This is a genomic window from Micromonospora sp. NPDC023814 (assembly GCF_040639595.1).
In the GTDB taxonomy this organism is placed as follows: domain Bacteria; phylum Actinomycetota; class Actinomycetes; order Mycobacteriales; family Micromonosporaceae; genus Micromonospora.
Genome location: NZ_JBFAAF010000008.1, coordinates 30187 through 45342, shown reverse-complemented (window position 1 = coordinate 45342; position 15156 = coordinate 30187). Strand labels below are relative to the sequence as shown.

The window sequence follows — 15156 nt, the reverse complement described above, 5'->3', positions numbered from 1 at the left end:
GTGCTTCGTCCCGTATGCCGGGGCACAAAAGTGCAAGATCGCCGGGAAGCGAGGGGGCGAGGGTCGGGGGAGGTAGAGGGCTGGGGGGTCAGTGGAAGAAGTGGCGGGTGGCGGTGAAGTACATGGTGACGCCGGCCTGCTTGGCGGCGGCGATCACCTCCTCGTCACGGATCGAGCCGCCCGGCTGGACGATCGCTCGGACGCCCGCGTCGATGAGGATCTTCGGGCCGTCGGCGAACGGGAAGAACGCGTCAGAGGCGCAGACCGCGCCGCGGGCGCGTTCCGCCCCGGCCCGGCTGACCGCGAGCTGCGCCGAGTCGACCCGGTTGACCTGGCCCATCCCCACGCCGACGGTCGCCCCGTCCTTCGCCAGCAGGATCGCGTTGCTCTTCACCGCGCGCACCGCCCGCCAGGCGAAGGCCAGGTCACGCAGGGTCGCCTCGTCGGCCGCCTCGCCCGCGGCCAGTCGCCAGTTGGCCGGGTCGTCGCCGTCGGCGTCGATCCGGTCCGCCATCTGCACCAGCACGCCCCCGGTGACCTGCCGCCACTCGGCCGGCAGCGGGTCGAAGGCCGGCGCGCGCAGCAGCCGGATGTTCTTCTTGCCCTGGAGCACCTCCACGGCGCCCTCGTCGAAACCGGGCGCCACCAGCACCTCGGTGAAGATCTCCGAGACCTGCCGGGCCAGCTCGACCGAGACCGGCCGGTTGACCGCGATCACCCCGCCGTACGCGGACACCGGGTCGCAGGCGTGCGCCTTGCGGTGCGCGTCGGCCACGTCGGCGCCGACGGCGATGCCGCACGGGTTGGCGTGCTTGATGATCGCCACCGCCGGCTGGTCGGCGAAGTCGTTGGCCGCCCGCCACGCGGCGTCCGCGTCGACGTAGTTGTTGTACGACATCTCCTTGCCGTGCAGCTGCTCCGCCTGGGCGAGCCCGGCGGGGCTGGACGGGTCGACGTAGAGGGCCGCCGCCTGGTGCGGGTTCTCGCCGTAGCGCAGCACCGCCGAGCGGCGCAGCGACAGCCCGGCGAAGCCCGGCCAGCCGTCCTGCTCGGGCGCCAGCACGGCGGCGCACCACTCGGCCACCGCCACGTCGTACTCGGCGATGACCGCGAACGCCTGAGCGGCCAGCACGCGGCGCTGGGCCAGGGTGAAGCCGCCCTCGTCGAGCGCGGCGAGCAGGGCCGGGTACGCGGCCGGATCGGTCACCACGGCGACCGAGGCGTGGTTCTTGGCCGCCGCCCGGACCATCGCCGGCCCGCCGATGTCGATCTGCTCGACGCACTCCTCGACGCCTGCGCCGGAGGCGACCGTGGCCTGGAACGGGTAGAGGTTGGAGACCAGCAGGTCGATCCCCGCGATGCCGTGCTCGTCGAGCTGGGCGGCGTGCGAGTCCTTGCGCAGGTCGGCGAGGAGCCCGCCGTGCACCTTGGGGTGCAGCGTCTTGACCCGGCCGTCGAGGATCTCCGGGAAGCCGGTCACCGCCTCCACCGGGGTCACCGGCACTCCGGCTTCGGCGATGGTCGAGGCCGTGCTGCCGGTCGAGACGATCTCCACCCCGGCCTCGTGCAGCGCCCGGGCCAGCTCGACCAGGCCGGTCTTGTCATAGACGCTGACCAGCGCCCGCCTGATCGGGCGGCGTTCGTCCTGAGTGGAACTCACGGGACCGTGACCTTTCTTCCGGTGATCGTCCAACCTTCACGGACCAGGCGGCCCACCTGCTCGACGAGCTGGTGCCGCTCGGCGTCCTTGATGCGCTCGGTGAGCGTCTCCACGTCGTCGTCGTCGCGCACCGGCACGGCGACCTGCGCGACGATCGGGCCGGTGTCCATGCCGGCGTCGACGAAGAACAACGTCGCCCCGGTGACCTTCACGCCGTAGGCGAGGGCGTCGCGCGGACCGTGGATGCCGGGGAACGCCGGCAGCAGCGTGTTGTGCGTGTTCAGGTAGCGGTCGCCGAAGGCGGCCAGGAAGCGCGGGCCGACCAGTTTGAGGAAGCCGGCGGAGATGACCAGGTCGGGCCGGTGCTCGGCGACGCGGGCGGCCAGCGCGGCGTCCCAGTCCTCGCGGGTGGGGTGGTCGGCGACCCGCTCGACGAAGGTCGGCACACCCGCCGTGGCGGCCCGGTCCAGCCCGGCGATACCGTCGCGGTCGGCCCCGACGGCGACAACCCGGGCCCCGTACGCCGGATCGGCGCAGGCGTCGAGCAGGGCCTGGAGGTTGCTCCCGGAGCCGGAGACGAGGACGACGATGCGGGCGGCGGACGCGGGCTCGGTCACTTGACCAGCCTATCGGGCAGGCCGGCGGTTCCATCCGCTGGGCAGCGCGACATTCACCGACGACGTGATTGGGCAGAACCGGGTACGCTGCCGGTCGCTCGGGACCGGCGCGCGCGTCCGGCCCGCACCCGTCAGTGATCCGGCACCCCAGAGGTGTCGAGTGGAATGAGGAGTACGCCGAGATGCAGCCCGGATACCAGCCGCAGCAGCAACCGCCGGTCAACAACAACATGGCGATGTCGATCGTCGCCATCTTTCTCTTCTGGCCGCTGGCCATCCCGGCCATCATCAACGCCTCGAAGGTGAACACCCTGCTCCAGCAGGGCGACTACGCCGGGGCCCAGGCCGCGGCCGCCGAGTCGAAGAAGTGGTCCAAGTGGGCGCTGATCGTCGGCATCAGCTGGTACGTGATCGCTCTGGTGTGCTGCCTGCTCGGTGGCCTCGCCGGATTGGCTGGCGGCAGCTCGGCCAGCACCTACTGACAGAACTGCGAGGAGTTCGCATGCAGCCCGGTTACCCCGGTCAGGATCCCTACGGTCAGCAGCCGCACCAGGACCCGACCGCGCCGCACCACGACCCGTACGCCCCGCCAGCGGCGGCGCCGTACGGTCAGCAGCCCACTTCCGGGCAGCCGAACGACCCGTACGCCGCACCGCAGAACCCCTACGGCCAGCCCCCGACCTCCGGCCAGCCCTACGGCCAGCCGCCGACCTCGGGCCAGCCGTACGGGCAGCCGCCGACCTCGGGCCAGCCGTACGGGCAGCAGCCGTACCAGGACCCGTACGCCCAGCAGGCGTACCCGCCGCCCATGTACCCGAACGCCGGGTTCGCCGGCAAGGGGCCGGGGCAGCAGCAGAACACCCTCGGCCTGGTGTCGATGATCCTCGGCATCGCGTCGATCCCGCTGGTCTGCTGCTACCTCGGCATCCCGCTGGGCATCGCCGCCGTGGTGACCGGCTGGATGGGCAAGCAGAAGGCCGCCCAGGGCCTGGCCGACAACCAGGGTCAGGCCCTCGCCGGCCTGATCTGCGGCGCCATCGGCGCCGTGCTGGGCCTGCTCCAGGTCGTCCTGCTGTTCGTCGGATTCAGCATGGACGCCTACCAGCCCTGACCGGCACGGCACGAAAGGGGCGTCCCGGCTCGTCCGGGGCGCCCCTCGGCGTACCGGCGGGCCTCACTCAGCGGGCGCGGGGCGGGTCGGCGGGGCGGGAGAGCGCCCGGGTCACGGCGGCGCCCAGCAGCGCGCCCACCGTGATGACCGCGGTCGCCACGCCGGCCACCTGCCAGGCCACGGGCCCCACCTCGGCCAGCCGGCCGCCACCCAGCGACCCGGCGGAGGCCGCCGCGGCGGCGCCCAGCAGCACGCCGGCCACCGGCCCGGCGAGCGCCGCCGGCCCGAGCAGCGGGCCCCAGCGCAGCGGCGTCCGGTCGTCGGCGGCGAGCCGGAGCAGCCGGCGGGCCAGCAGCCAGCCCGCCGCCATCCCGGCGAGGACCGGCACCGCGAGCAGGGCCGCCCCGATGCCGTCGACCGGGCCGCGCGGCAGCCCCGCCAGCAGCGGGACGGCCGGCAGCGCGCCGAGGGACACCTCGCTGGTGCGGACCGCCGTGTCCGTGCCGACGGCGAAACCCGGCCCGAGCAGGTAGCTGACCGACCAGATGGTGGCGTTGGGCGCGTAGGCGAGGCTGACCAGGGTGATCCCGGCCTGCCCGGCGACCCCGGTGCGATAGGCCCCGATGAGGTCGGCGGCGTCACCGCCCCCGGTGGCCACGGCGAGCCCCGCCGCCCCGCCGCCCGCGGCGAGCAGCAGCAGCCCGGCGACCAGCCCGGTGCGGATCCCGTCACGCAGCGGCTCCGGGGACCGCGCGGCCAGCAGGCCGGCGACGCGGGTCGTCCGGGCCGAGCCGACCAGGGCGGCGAGCGTGCCCAGCACCGCGAGGGTGACCCCGGCGCGGACCGGTGACGCCCCGGGGCCGCCCGCGCCGGCCAGCACCGCCGCGAGCACGCCGATCAGCGCGTACGCGATGCCGACCGCGCCGGCCGCGACGAGCGCCTGCCGGGGCGACCCCCCACCGCGCGCGCCGATCGCCCGACTGGTGTGCACGCCCGCCCGGGCCAGTCGCCAGACCACCAACGCGGTCAGCGCCAGCGGGGCCAGCCCGAGCGGGCCGGCGCCGGTGTCGAGCGGGACGCCGTGCCCGAGCAGCCAGCCGGCCAGCCCGGCGCGGAGCGCGCTCGGCACGGAGGCGGCGTCCTCGCTGAGCTGGAACAGCCAGAGCACGACCACCACCGGCAGCCACGAGGTGAGCGCCGCCCAGCCGGCGGCGACCGCCGCGGCGACGGCCAGCGGGGCGCGGCTGCGAGGGGGCTCGCCGCTCCGCGGCGCGGGCACCCGCCGGCCCCGCCCGGCGGGCGCGGCCCGCCGGGCGGGGCCGGCCTCGACGCCGGGGCGGCTCGGCTGATCAGGGGTGACGGAGGACATCGGGTCTACTCTGGCATGCCGCGCGCGTGGCGGCAGTCCGATACCGCCCCCGAGCGGCGGCGAGTTCCGTGATCCACCGTCTCCCACCCCCGATCCGGTCTAGCCTCGGCCCAGGGACGCGACCGAAGTCGCGGCACCGACGTCCGGAGGGAAGCCGTGAACGCTCCGTACCCGCCGCCACCGCCGCCACCGCCCGCGGCCGGCCAGGACCGCACCACGCTCTGGGGCGTGCTCGGCATCATCCTCGGCCTGCTCTGCTGCGGCATCCTGGGGATCGTCTTCGGCTACCTGTCGATCCGGGACGCCAAACGCTTCGGCCAGTCGCCGGTGCTCGGCTGGCTGGCGATCGCGTTCGGCGTGCTCAACATCATCGGCAGCGGCATCCTCTGGGCCGGCGGCAACTACCCGCTCTACAACGACTGAGGGCCGACCGCGAACGGTCGGCCCCCTGGTCGTCCACCAGCCTGGATCAGCCGGCGGACATGATCTCCCGCATCAGCTTGGCGGTCTCGGTCGGCGTCTTGCCGACCTTGACGCCGACGGCCTCCAGCGCGCTCTTCTTGGCCTCGGCCGTGCCGGCGGAGCCGGAGATGATCGCGCCGGCGTGCCCCATGGTCTTGCCGGGAGGCGCGGTGAAGCCGGCGATGTAGCCGACCACCGGCTTGGTCACGTTCGCCTTGATGAACTCGGCGGCCCGCTCCTCGGCGTCGCCGCCGATCTCACCGATCATGACGATCGCGTCGGTGTCCGGGTCGGCCTCGAACGCGGCCAGCGCGTCGATGTGGGTGGTGCCGATGATCGGGTCACCGCCGATGCCGACGCAGGTCGAGAAGCCGATGTCGCGCAGCTCGTACATCATCTGGTAGGTCAGCGTGCCGCTCTTGCTGACCAGGCCGATGCGGCCGGTGCCGGTGATGTCGGCCGGGATGATGCCGGCGTTGGAGGCGCCCGGCGAGGCGATGCCCGGGCAGTTCGGCCCGATGATCCGGGTCCGCTCGCCCTTGGCCACGTTGTACGCCCAGAACGCGGCGGTGTCGTGCACCGGCACGCCCTCGGTGATCACCACGGCCAGGTCGATCCCGGCGTCGATCGCCTCGACGACCGCGCCCTTGGTGAACTGCGGCGGTACGAAGATCACGGTCACGTCGGCACCGGTCTGCGCCATCGCGTCCGCGACGCTGGCGAAGACCGGCAGCTCGGTGCCGTCGAAGTCGACGGTCTGGCCCGCCTTGCGCGGGTTGACGCCGCCGACGACGTTGGTGCCCGCGGCGAGCATCCGCCGGGTGTGCTTGGAACCCTCGGAACCGGTCATCCCCTGGACGATGACCTTCGAGTCCTTGGTCAGCCAGATAGCCATTGTCAGACCCCCGCAGCCGCCAGCTCGGCGGCCCGCTCGGCCGCACCATCCATCGTGTCCACCCGCTGGACCAGCGGGTTGTTCGCGCCGTCGAGGATCGCCCGGCCGGCCTCGGCGTTGTTGCCGTCGAGGCGGACGACCAGCGGCTTGGTGACCTTCTCGCCGCGCTGCTCGAGCAGGGCCAGCGCCTGCACGATGCCGTTGGCGACCTCGTCGCAGGCGGTGATGCCGCCGAAGACGTTGACGAAGACGCTCTTCACCGACGGGTCGGACAGGACGATCTCCAGCCCGTTCGCCATCACCGCGGCGCTCGCGCCGCCGCCGATGTCGAGGAAGTTGGCCGGCTTGACGCCGCCGTGCCGCTCGCCGGCGTACGCGACCACGTCGAGGGTCGACATGACCAGGCCCGCGCCGTTGCCGATGATGCCGACCTCGCCGTCGAGCTTGACGTAGTTGAGGTCCTTCTCCTTGGCGGCCTGCTCCAGCGGGTCCACCGCGGCCTGGTCGACGAGCGCCTCGTGGTCCGGGTGCCGGAAGCCGGCGTTCTCGTCCAGGGTGATCTTGGCGTCGAGCAGCAGCAGCTTGCCCTCGCCGGTCTTGGCCAGCGGGTTCACCTCGACCAGCGTGGCGTCCTCGGCGACGAAGGCCTTCCACAGGCCCACGGCGACCTCGACGACCTGGTCGGCGACCTCGGCCGGGAAGCCGGCGGCGGCGACGATCTCGCGCGCCTTCGCCTCGTCGACGCCGGTGTTGGCGTCGATCGGGGCCTTGACGACCTTCTCCGGGGTGTCGGCGGCGACCTGCTCGATGTCCATGCCGCCCGCGATGCTGGCGATGCAGAGGAAGGTGCGGTTCGCCCGGTCGAGCAGGTAGGAGAAGTAGTACTCCTCGGCCACGTCCGCGGTCACGGTGATCATGACCTTGTGGACCGTGTGACCCTTGATGTCCATGCCGAGGATGTCGGTGGCCCGGGCCACCGTCTCATCCGCGCCCTCGGCCAGCTTCACGCCGCCGGCCTTGCCCCGGCCGCCGACCTTCACCTGCGCCTTGACGACCACCCGACCGCCGAGGCGTTCGGCGATCGCGCGGGCCTCCTCCGGGGTCGTGGCGACGCCGCCGGCGAGCACGGGCAAGCCGTGCCGCTCGAACAGGTCCCGCCCCTGGTACTCGTACAGGTCCACGTTTGCGCGTCCCGTCCCGTCTCCGCGGCGCGCCGTCGCGCCGCCACCAGCGTTATGGAAAACAGTTTGACGCCTGTCATCAGTTGAAACAGGCCATTGGGCGCAGCCTAGCGAGGTGGACACCGGCCGCAACCGAGCGGGTGCGCGGTGTGCGGTAATGCACAACCAGCGGCGTCGCGCGGCCTTTCCGCGACTTCGGGCCCCGACGTCAGCCGTCCGGACGATGTTGTCCGGGCTGCGTAACCCCTCCGCGGGGGCGTCGTTGAGTCAGGTGTCAAAGCGCTGATGCAGCGCGGCGACGGGAGACGGCCGATGCCCTGTCGGTCGAGGGGTGGCGGCGGGGCATCGTGCATAGAGGGGCCGGACGTGTGAGGGGTGCGTCCGGCCCCTCCCCCCTGTCCGACGTCAGCCGTGGACCGGCCTAAGTCGTCTGCGACCCGTCGACCGCCCCGAGTCCGTGAACAGCACGTCCTCGCCCTCCGCCGGAATGCTGACCGACGCTCAGGCGACCGGCTGCGCGACGTTCTCCCGGACCCACTCCACGATCGAGGCGGTGGTGGCGCCCGGCGTGAAGATCTTGGCGACGCCCAGCTTCTGCAACTCGGGGATGTCCGCGTCGGGAATGATGCCGCCGCCGAAGACGACGATGTCGCGGGCGTCCCGCTCGCCGAGCAGCTCCACCACCCGCCGGAAGAGCGTCATGTGCGCCCCGGACAGCACGGAGAGGCCGACCGCGTCGGCGTCCTCCTGGATCGCGGTCTCCACGATCTGCTCCGGGGTCTGGTGCAGGCCGGTGTAGATGACCTCCATACCGGCGTCCCGGAGGGCACGCGCGACGACCTTGGCGCCACGGTCGTGGCCGTCCAGGCCCGGCTTGGCGACGACGACCCGAACACGAGAGCTCATCTGCGCATCCCTTTCACCGGCTCCGCGGCTTCACCTGAACGAACGGTAACCCGCCCCGCCCGGCCCGGGAAATCCGGGCGGCGAAGCGCACGGCACACCGGCCGGCGACACCCGGGGGAGGCTGCCGCCGCAGACGGTACGCCTGCCGTAGATGATCACCGCCGTCAAGCCGGACGACTCCGCCGTTCGGTCACGCTGCGCGACGAACGGGCAGTTACAGGGGCGCCGTTCGACGGGAACGAGGCGTGACAATCACGGACGCAAAGGGACAGAACGCGGTAGCAATTCGGCGCTTCGGCTTGTGACGGGCCTGGTGGTTGGCTAACGTGTCCACGGTTGTCATCAGGTCCACGGACGGGTGACGACGCGGCCAGCCGACGTTCATCGGAGCTTCACGAGCGTCGAGGAAGCCGCATCGGATCCCCGACAACGGAGGGTGTGCGTGCGCCAGCGCCTGTCGTCTGAGCCCGATCGATATCGCGGCCGCCGCCGCGTACCCACCCCCCCGCGTAGCCGCTACGCCGCCGTCGTCACCACCGCGTTCTTCGGTGCCGGCATCGTCGCCCTCGGCGCGGGAGCCATGCCGGACGCCAAGAGCGTCAGCCCGTCGGTCCTCGACGAGCTCAAGGCCGCCTCGACCGTCAACCAGGACGCCGCGGCCCGCGCCGACTCCGCCGACCGCGCCTCGCGCGACAGCACCCGCGCCGCCGGGGCGGAGGACGCCGCCGAACGCGAGGCCTGCCGGCTCCCCCTCCAGGACTACGAGTTCAACACCCCCTACGGCATGCGCTGGGGCAAGCTGCACACCGGCATCGACCTCGTCGCCGCCGAGGGCACGCCCTACGTCGCCATCCACTCCGGCACGGTCACGAAGGCCGGCTGGTTCGGCGGCTACGGCTACACCGTGATCGTCCAGCACGCCGACGGCAGCGAGGCGATCTACGGCCACTCCTCCGCGCTGAGCGTGCAGCAGGGGCAGCAGGTCAAGGCGGGCGACCAGCTTGGCCTGGTCGGCAACACCGGCCACTCCTACGGCTCCCACCTGCACCTGGAGGTGCATGTCAAGGGCGAGCCGCTCGACCCGGTGCCGTGGCTCCAGGAGCGCAACGTGGACATCAAGCTGCAAATCGAGGCACTCTAACGGCGGGGTAGCCGCGCCCTGACGCTGCGTACCGACCGTTGACCGCCCGGATCTGTCGATCCGGGCGGTTTTTCGTCGGCTGACGGCAGGCGAAAGTCTGCTGGGTCACAGCCGCGAGTGTGACCGGCGCCACGGCCGACCATGATCACTTATCGCTACCAAAGCCTCAAGTCGGGAGTTAGCGGACGGCACCGGCCACCGTCGCTCCGTCCCGACCTGGTCCCCCTACCCGCTGCCGACCCCGCCGACACCAGTATTTCGAGGTCAAGTGCCCCCTCGATCAGCGAAGGTCCGCCGTGCAGGAAGACATTCAGAACGAGAACACCCCCGACGCCCCCGCCCGGCACCGGAGGCGGGCCGGCGGCCGCACCCGAGTGATCGTCGCCGCGGCGGCCCTGGTCGGCCTCGGCCTCGGCGGTGCCGCCTTCGCGGCCACCGGCAACGACGAGCCCTCCGTCCCGGCCGCCGTCTCCCTCGACGCGCAGGCCCGCGCCGAGGCCGCCGACCGCGCCGACCGGTCCGCGCGCGAGTCGGCCGCCCCGGCCACCCCCTCGGCCAGCCCGACGCCGAGCCCCACGACGGCCAGCCCGTCGGCGAAGCCCAGCCCGAAGGCGACCACCGCCAAGCCGACGCCGAAGAAGACCAGCAAACCGAAGCCGAGCTGGGTCGTCCCGATGAAGGGCGCCACGATCACCTCCTGCTACGGCCCGCGCTGGGGCACCCTGCACGCCGGCATCGACTTCGCGCTGCCCGCCGGCACCCCGGTCCGCGCCGCCTTCGGCGGCACGGTCACCAAGGCCGGCGACGTCGGCGACGGGTACGGCATCTCCGTCGTCGTCGACCACGGCAACGGCTACCTGACCCACTACGCCCACCTCAGCACCGCCAAGGTGGGCGTGGGCGACAAGGTGGGCGCCGGCGAGACCATCGGTCTGGAGGGCTCCACCGGCGACTCCACCGGGCCGCACCTGCACTTCGAGGTCCACCAGGGCCAGATGTGGAACCAGATCGACCCGGCGCCGTTCCTGCGCGCCCGGGGCATCGACGTGGCCTGCTGACCCGTACCGACCGGGACGGCCCGGTCCGGCGCGCCGCCGGGCCGGGCCGTGGCCGTCTCAGAGCTTGTCGATCGGCGCGTGCCGCAGCACCAGCCACATCGTCTGGTCGCCGAAGTCGATCTGCGCCCGGGCGCCCGGGCCGTGCCCCTCCACCGCGAGCACCCGCCCCAGGCCGTAGCGCTGGTGGTTGACCCGGTCGCCGGCGGACACCTTTGGCCCCTGCGGCAGCTCGCTCGCCGTGGTCAGCCGGCTGGCGTCGACACCGAGCCGCTTCGCCAACTGGGCGGCCTTGGGGGTGCCGCCGTTGAAGCCGCCGCGCCCGCCGGGCACCCGGTCCGCGCGGCCCCCGACGCCGCCGCCCCCGCCGGCCCACGAGGTGTACGACCCCTCGGTGCGCTCCCAGCGGACCAGCTCCGGCGGCAACTCCTCCAGGAACCGGGACGGCGGGTTGTAGGACGGCTGCCCCCACGCCGAGCGGGTCACCGCCCGGGAGAGGTAGAGACGCTGGCGGGCCCGGGTGATGCCCACGTACGCCAGCCGGCGCTCCTCCTCCAGCTCCCGGGTGTCGCCGAGCGAGCGCAGGTGCGGGAAGACGCCGTCCTCCAGGCCGGTCAGGAAGACGACCGGGAACTCCAACCCCTTGGCGGTGTGCAGCGTCATCAGGGTGACCACGCCCTGGTGGTCCGGGTCGTCGGTCGGCACCTGGTCGGCGTCGGCGACCAGCGCGACCTGCTCCAGGAAGCCGGCCACGGTGGCCCGCTCCCCCTCCTCGCCGGTCGCCTCGATCCGCTCCGTGTACTCCCGGGCGACGCTGACCAACTCCTGGAGGTTGTCGACCCGACCGGCGTCCTGCGGGTCGAGGCTCTCCTCCAGCTCGGTGAGGTAACCCGAGCGGGTCAGCAGCGCCTCCAGCACCTCCTCCGGGGTGCCGGTCTCGGCCAGCTCGCGGGCGCCGTCGAGCAGGTCGACGAAGTCCGCGATGCCGTTGGCCGCCCGGGTGGAGATGCCCGGCGCGTCCTTCGCCCGCCGCAGCGCCGCGCCGAAGGAGATCCGGTCCCGGCTGGACAGGGCCTCCACGCACGCCTCGGCGCGGTCGCCGATGCCCCGTCGGGGGGTGTTGAGGATCCGGCGCAGGCTGACCGTGTCGTCGTCGTTGACCACCGCGCGCAGGTAGGCCAGCGCGTCGCGGACCTCCTTGCGCTCGTAGAAGCGCACCCCGCCGACCACCTTGTAGGGCAGGCCGACCCGGATGAACACCTCCTCGAAGACCCGGGACTGGGCGTTGGTGCGGTAGAAGACGGCCACGTCACCGGGGCGGGTCTCGTCGGCGTCGACCAGCCGGTCGATCTCCCGGGCCACCCAGTCGGCCTCGGCGTGCTCGGTGTCCGCCACGTAGCCGACGATCCGCTCGCCGGCGCCCGCCTCGCTCCACAGCCGCTTCGGCTTGCGGGAGGTGTTGCGGTCGATCACCGCGTTGGCGGCGTTGAGAATCGTCTGGGTCGAGCGGTAGTTCTGCTCCAGCAGGATCGTGCGGGCGTCGCTGAAGTCGCGCTCGAACTCCAGGATGTTGCGGATCGTCGCGCCGCGGAACGCGTAGATGGACTGGTCGGCGTCGCCGACCACGCACAGCTCCGCCGGCTCGACCCCCTCCGTGCCCGAGACCAGCTCCTTGATCAGCACGTACTGGGCGTGGTTGGTGTCCTGGTATTCGTCGACCAGCACGTGTCGGAACCGCCGGCGGTAGCTCTCCGCGACGTGCGGGTGGGACTGGAGCAGGTGCACCGTCGTCATGATCAGGTCGTCGAAGTCGAGCGCGTGCGCCTCGCGCAGCCGCCGCTGGTAGAGCGTGTAGGCCTCCGCCAGCGCCCGCTCGTTGGGGCCCTTGGCGCGACCCGCGAACGCCTCCGGGTCGACCAGCTCGTTCTTCAGGTTGGAGACCTGGGCGGCGAGCCCGCGCGCCGGGTAGCGCTTCGGGTCGAGGTCGAGCTCCCGGGCGACCATCTGCATCAGCCGGCGGGAGTCGTCCGCGTCGTAGATCGAGAAGGTCGACTTCAGCCCGGCGTGCTCGTGCTCGGCACGCAGGATGCGCACGCACGCGGAGTGGAACGTCGACACCCACATCAGCCGGGCACGCGGGCCGACGAGGTGCGCGACGCGCTCCTTCATCTCGCCGGCGGCCTTGTTGGTGAAGGTGATCGCGATGATCTCGCCGGGGTGCACGTCCCGGGCGGCCAGCAGGTAGGCGATCCGGTGGGTGAGCACCCGGGTCTTGCCCGAACCGGCGCCGGCCACGATCAGCAGCGGCGAGCCGGCGTGGGTGACGGCGTCGCGCTGCGGCCCGTTGAGGCCCTCGACCAGGGCCTGCGGGTCGAGGCGGGCGGCGGCGGACCCCGGCCGGTGCGGCGGGGTCGGGGCAGGCGCCGGCGCGGGCGGGGACACGGGGATGTCGAAGAGAGGATGCATCGCACGGCGAGTCTATGCCGCCGGCCGGACACTTCCCCGCCGCGTGGACCCCGGCGCGACCGAGCCGTCATCGGCGGACCGGCCGGGCCGAGGGCCCGGACCCGCCCGAGCGACCGGACGGGCGCCCGGGCGGGCCGATCCGGCGCGGCGTGCCGGGCGGGTCCGGCAGGGCGGGCCAGGGGGATCCGGCGGGGCGGGCCAGGTTGAGACGAAGATGTCACCCTGTCCCGTCTGGTGCCGCCGGCCGGAGTACAGAACGATGACGGTGAAAATCCGGCTCCTTCCCCCGTACACGACTGGGAGAACGACCATGACTCAGCCGCGTTCGCGCGGTCGGGCGGCGCTGCGTCACCTCGCCGCGCCCGCCCTCGCGTTGGCCGTCGTCGCCACGCTGCCCACCGCTTCCCGGCCCGCCCCGGCCCCCGCCGACGACCCGTGGGCCGCCCTCGCCCCCGTCTCCTACGCCACCCCGACGGGCGGGGAGGTCAAGGGCAACTTCCTCAGCTACAACGACTTCCACGGCGCCATCGACCCGCCGGGCGGCAACGGCGCGGTGGTCAACGGCACCCCGGCCGGCGGGGTGGAGTACCTCGCCACCTGGCTGAAGCGGCTGCGCGCCGAGGCCGCCGCCGAGGGGCGGGTCACCACCACCGTCGGGGCCGGCGACCTGATCGGCGCCACCCCGCTGGTCAGCGCCGCCTTCCACGACGAGCCGACCATCGAGCTGATGGACGAGATCGGGCTGGAGGTCAGCTCGGTCGGCAACCACGAGTTCGACGAGGGCGTCGACGAGCTGATCCGGATCAACAAGGGCGGCTGCCACCCGGTCGACGGCTGCCAGGACGGGGACGGCTTCGCCGGCGCGAAGTTCACGTACCTCGCCGCCAACACCGTCAGCAGGAAGACCGGGCTGCCGATCCTGCCCCCGGTCGACGTGAAGTTCGTCGGCGGCGTGCCGGTCGGCTTCGTCGGCGTGACCCTGGAGGGCACCCCGGACATCGTCAACCCGGCCGGCATCGCCTCGGTGCGGTTCACCGACGAGGTGGCGACCGCCAACAAGTGGGCCGGGCTGCTCAAGCTCTTCGGCGTCAAGGCGATGGTGCTGCTGGTGCACGAGGGCGGTGCGCAGTCCCCGCCGCCGGCCACCCCGGGCGTCTCGGACTGCGCCAACTTCTCGGGCCCGATCGTGGACATCGTCCGCGGCCTGCGGCCGGAGTTCGGGCTGGTCGTCTCCGGCCACACGCACCGCTTCTACTCCTGCTCCCTGCCGAACTCCTCCGGCGCGCAGAGCGTCGTCACCAGCGCCGGCAACAACGGCCAGCTGATCACCGACGTGGACTACTCGCTGGACCGGCGCACCGGCCGGTTCACCGGCATCTCCGCCCGCAACGTGGTCGTCGAGAACGGCGTCCGCAACCCGGACGGCACCTGGCAGCAGAGCGCGCCGGGCACGTACGTGCGCAACCCCGACCTGGTGGACCCGGCCGCCAAGGCGCTGGCCGACAAGTACCGGGCGGCCGTGGCGCCCATCGCCAACCGGGTGGTGGGCCGGGTGGCGGGCGACATCGTCCGCGACGCCCGCCCCAACGGCGAGAGCCCGCTCGGTGACGTGATCGCCGACGCGCAGCTCGCGTACACCCGGTCGACCGGGGCGCAGATCGCGCTGATGAACCCGGGCGGCATCCGGGCGTCGCTGCCGTACGCCGCCTCCGCCGGCGGCGAGGCGCCGGGTGAGATCACGTACGGCGAGGCGTTCACCGTCCAGCCGTTCAACAACCTGGTGGTCACCCAGACCCTCACCGGCGCCCAGCTACGCAACGTGCTGGAGCAGCAGTTCGTCGGCTTCAACGGGCAGACCACCCAGCGCATCCTCCAGGTCTCCGCCGGGCTGGCCTACTCCTACGACACCACCGCCCCGGCGGGCTCGCGGGTGAGCGCCCTGGCGCTCGACGGCGTGCCGGTCGACCCGGCGGCCAGCTACCGGGTCACCACGAACGACTTCCTGGCCAACGGCGGGGACGGCTTCACCGAGCTGCGCGCCGGCACCGGCCGCACCACGGCCCCCGGCTTCGATGTCGACGCGCTGATCGCGTACCTGGGCGCCGGCGAGCCGGTGGCCCCCGGGCCGGCCGACCGCATCACCCGCCTCGGCTGACCGGGCACGGTCCCGGCGTCGCCGACGGCGCCGGGACCGTGCCGCCGGCCACGTGTCCGGCCGAATCCTTGCGCGCGCCGGCCCTGGGTCGGCATACTCGACGACGTGTTCGGTCAGCGCTTCTACTTTTACTACGGC

Annotated in this window: 13 protein-coding genes; 6 read left to right on the top strand and 7 right to left on the bottom strand. The window is 73.0% G+C overall.

All coding sequences use genetic code 11. The annotated features are described in order from the left end of the window. Positions 1 to 88 precede the first annotated feature (88 nt). Positions 89 to 1660, bottom strand: a complete 1572-nt coding sequence (gene purH, locus AB0G14_RS06305; RefSeq protein WP_357694318.1) for a bifunctional phosphoribosylaminoimidazolecarboxamide formyltransferase/IMP cyclohydrolase — start codon at positions 1658 to 1660, stop codon at positions 89 to 91. Beyond that, a complete protein-coding gene (gene purN, locus AB0G14_RS06300) occupies positions 1657 to 2277 on the bottom strand; it encodes a phosphoribosylglycinamide formyltransferase (protein WP_357694316.1) in 621 nt (206 codons plus the stop codon). The genes purH and purN overlap by 4 nt, the downstream gene beginning before the upstream one ends. 182 nt (positions 2278 to 2459) lie before the next feature. On the opposite strand from purN, the gene AB0G14_RS06295 reads away from it, so the two are divergent. Both AB0G14_RS06295 and AB0G14_RS06290 read left to right on the top strand, forming a co-directional pair. After that, a complete protein-coding gene (locus AB0G14_RS06295) occupies positions 2460 to 2759 on the top strand; it encodes a CD225/dispanin family protein (protein ID WP_357694314.1) in 300 nt (99 codons plus the stop codon). A 20-nt stretch (positions 2760 to 2779) separates the two neighbouring features. Continuing rightward, positions 2780 to 3388, top strand: coding sequence for a DUF4190 domain-containing protein (locus AB0G14_RS06290; protein WP_357694312.1), 609 nt, complete (start codon positions 2780 to 2782; stop codon positions 3386 to 3388). A gap of 67 nt (positions 3389 to 3455) precedes the next feature. Here AB0G14_RS06290 and AB0G14_RS06285 read toward each other — a convergent pair whose 3' ends face one another. Continuing rightward, positions 3456 to 4757, bottom strand: coding sequence for a DUF6350 family protein (locus tag AB0G14_RS06285; RefSeq protein WP_357694310.1), 1302 nt, complete (start codon positions 4755 to 4757; stop codon positions 3456 to 3458). A 156-nt stretch (positions 4758 to 4913) separates the two neighbouring features. Here AB0G14_RS06285 and AB0G14_RS06280 point away from each other — a divergent pair, with 156 nt between their 5' ends. After that, positions 4914 to 5180, top strand: a complete 267-nt coding sequence (locus AB0G14_RS06280; RefSeq protein WP_357694308.1) for a hypothetical protein — start codon at positions 4914 to 4916, stop codon at positions 5178 to 5180. 46 nt (positions 5181 to 5226) lie between these two features. Here the strand turns inward: AB0G14_RS06280 and sucD are convergent, their stop codons facing one another. The 3 genes from sucD to AB0G14_RS06265 form a co-directional block, all read right to left on the bottom strand. Beyond that, entirely contained in the window at positions 5227 to 6114 is an 888-nt protein-coding gene (gene sucD / locus AB0G14_RS06275; RefSeq protein ID WP_350684227.1) for a succinate--CoA ligase subunit alpha, read from the bottom strand. Positions 6115 to 6116: 2 nt separating this feature from the next. Continuing rightward, positions 6117 to 7295, bottom strand: coding sequence for an ADP-forming succinate--CoA ligase subunit beta (gene sucC, locus AB0G14_RS06270; RefSeq protein ID WP_357694306.1), 1179 nt, complete (start codon positions 7293 to 7295; stop codon positions 6117 to 6119). Between the two features lie 501 nt (positions 7296 to 7796). Beyond that, positions 7797 to 8201, bottom strand: a complete 405-nt coding sequence (locus AB0G14_RS06265) for a cobalamin B12-binding domain-containing protein (RefSeq protein ID WP_350684229.1) — start codon at positions 8199 to 8201, stop codon at positions 7797 to 7799. Between the two features lie 442 nt (positions 8202 to 8643). On the opposite strand from AB0G14_RS06265, the gene AB0G14_RS06260 reads away from it, so the two are divergent. After that, a complete protein-coding gene (locus AB0G14_RS06260) occupies positions 8644 to 9342 on the top strand; it encodes a M23 family metallopeptidase (protein WP_357694303.1) in 699 nt (232 codons plus the stop codon). Positions 9343 to 9638: 296 nt separating this feature from the next. Next, positions 9639 to 10400 (top strand): peptidoglycan DD-metalloendopeptidase family protein, encoded by a 762-nt coding sequence (locus AB0G14_RS06255; protein ID WP_357694301.1) that lies wholly within the window; start codon positions 9639 to 9641, stop codon positions 10398 to 10400. A gap of 57 nt (positions 10401 to 10457) precedes the next feature. On the opposite strand, the gene pcrA is transcribed toward AB0G14_RS06255, so the two are convergent. Then, positions 10458 to 12863: a DNA helicase PcrA gene (gene pcrA / locus AB0G14_RS06250; protein WP_357694299.1), complete on the bottom strand. Its 2406-nt coding sequence runs from the start codon at positions 12861 to 12863 to the stop codon at positions 10458 to 10460. Between the two features lie 310 nt (positions 12864 to 13173). Between pcrA and AB0G14_RS06245 the strand changes: the two genes are divergently transcribed. Continuing rightward, on the top strand, positions 13174 to 15018 hold the full coding sequence (locus AB0G14_RS06245) for a bifunctional metallophosphatase/5'-nucleotidase (RefSeq protein ID WP_357694297.1): 1845 nt from the start codon (positions 13174 to 13176) through the stop codon (positions 15016 to 15018). The last annotated feature ends 138 nt before the right edge of the window (positions 15019 to 15156 follow it).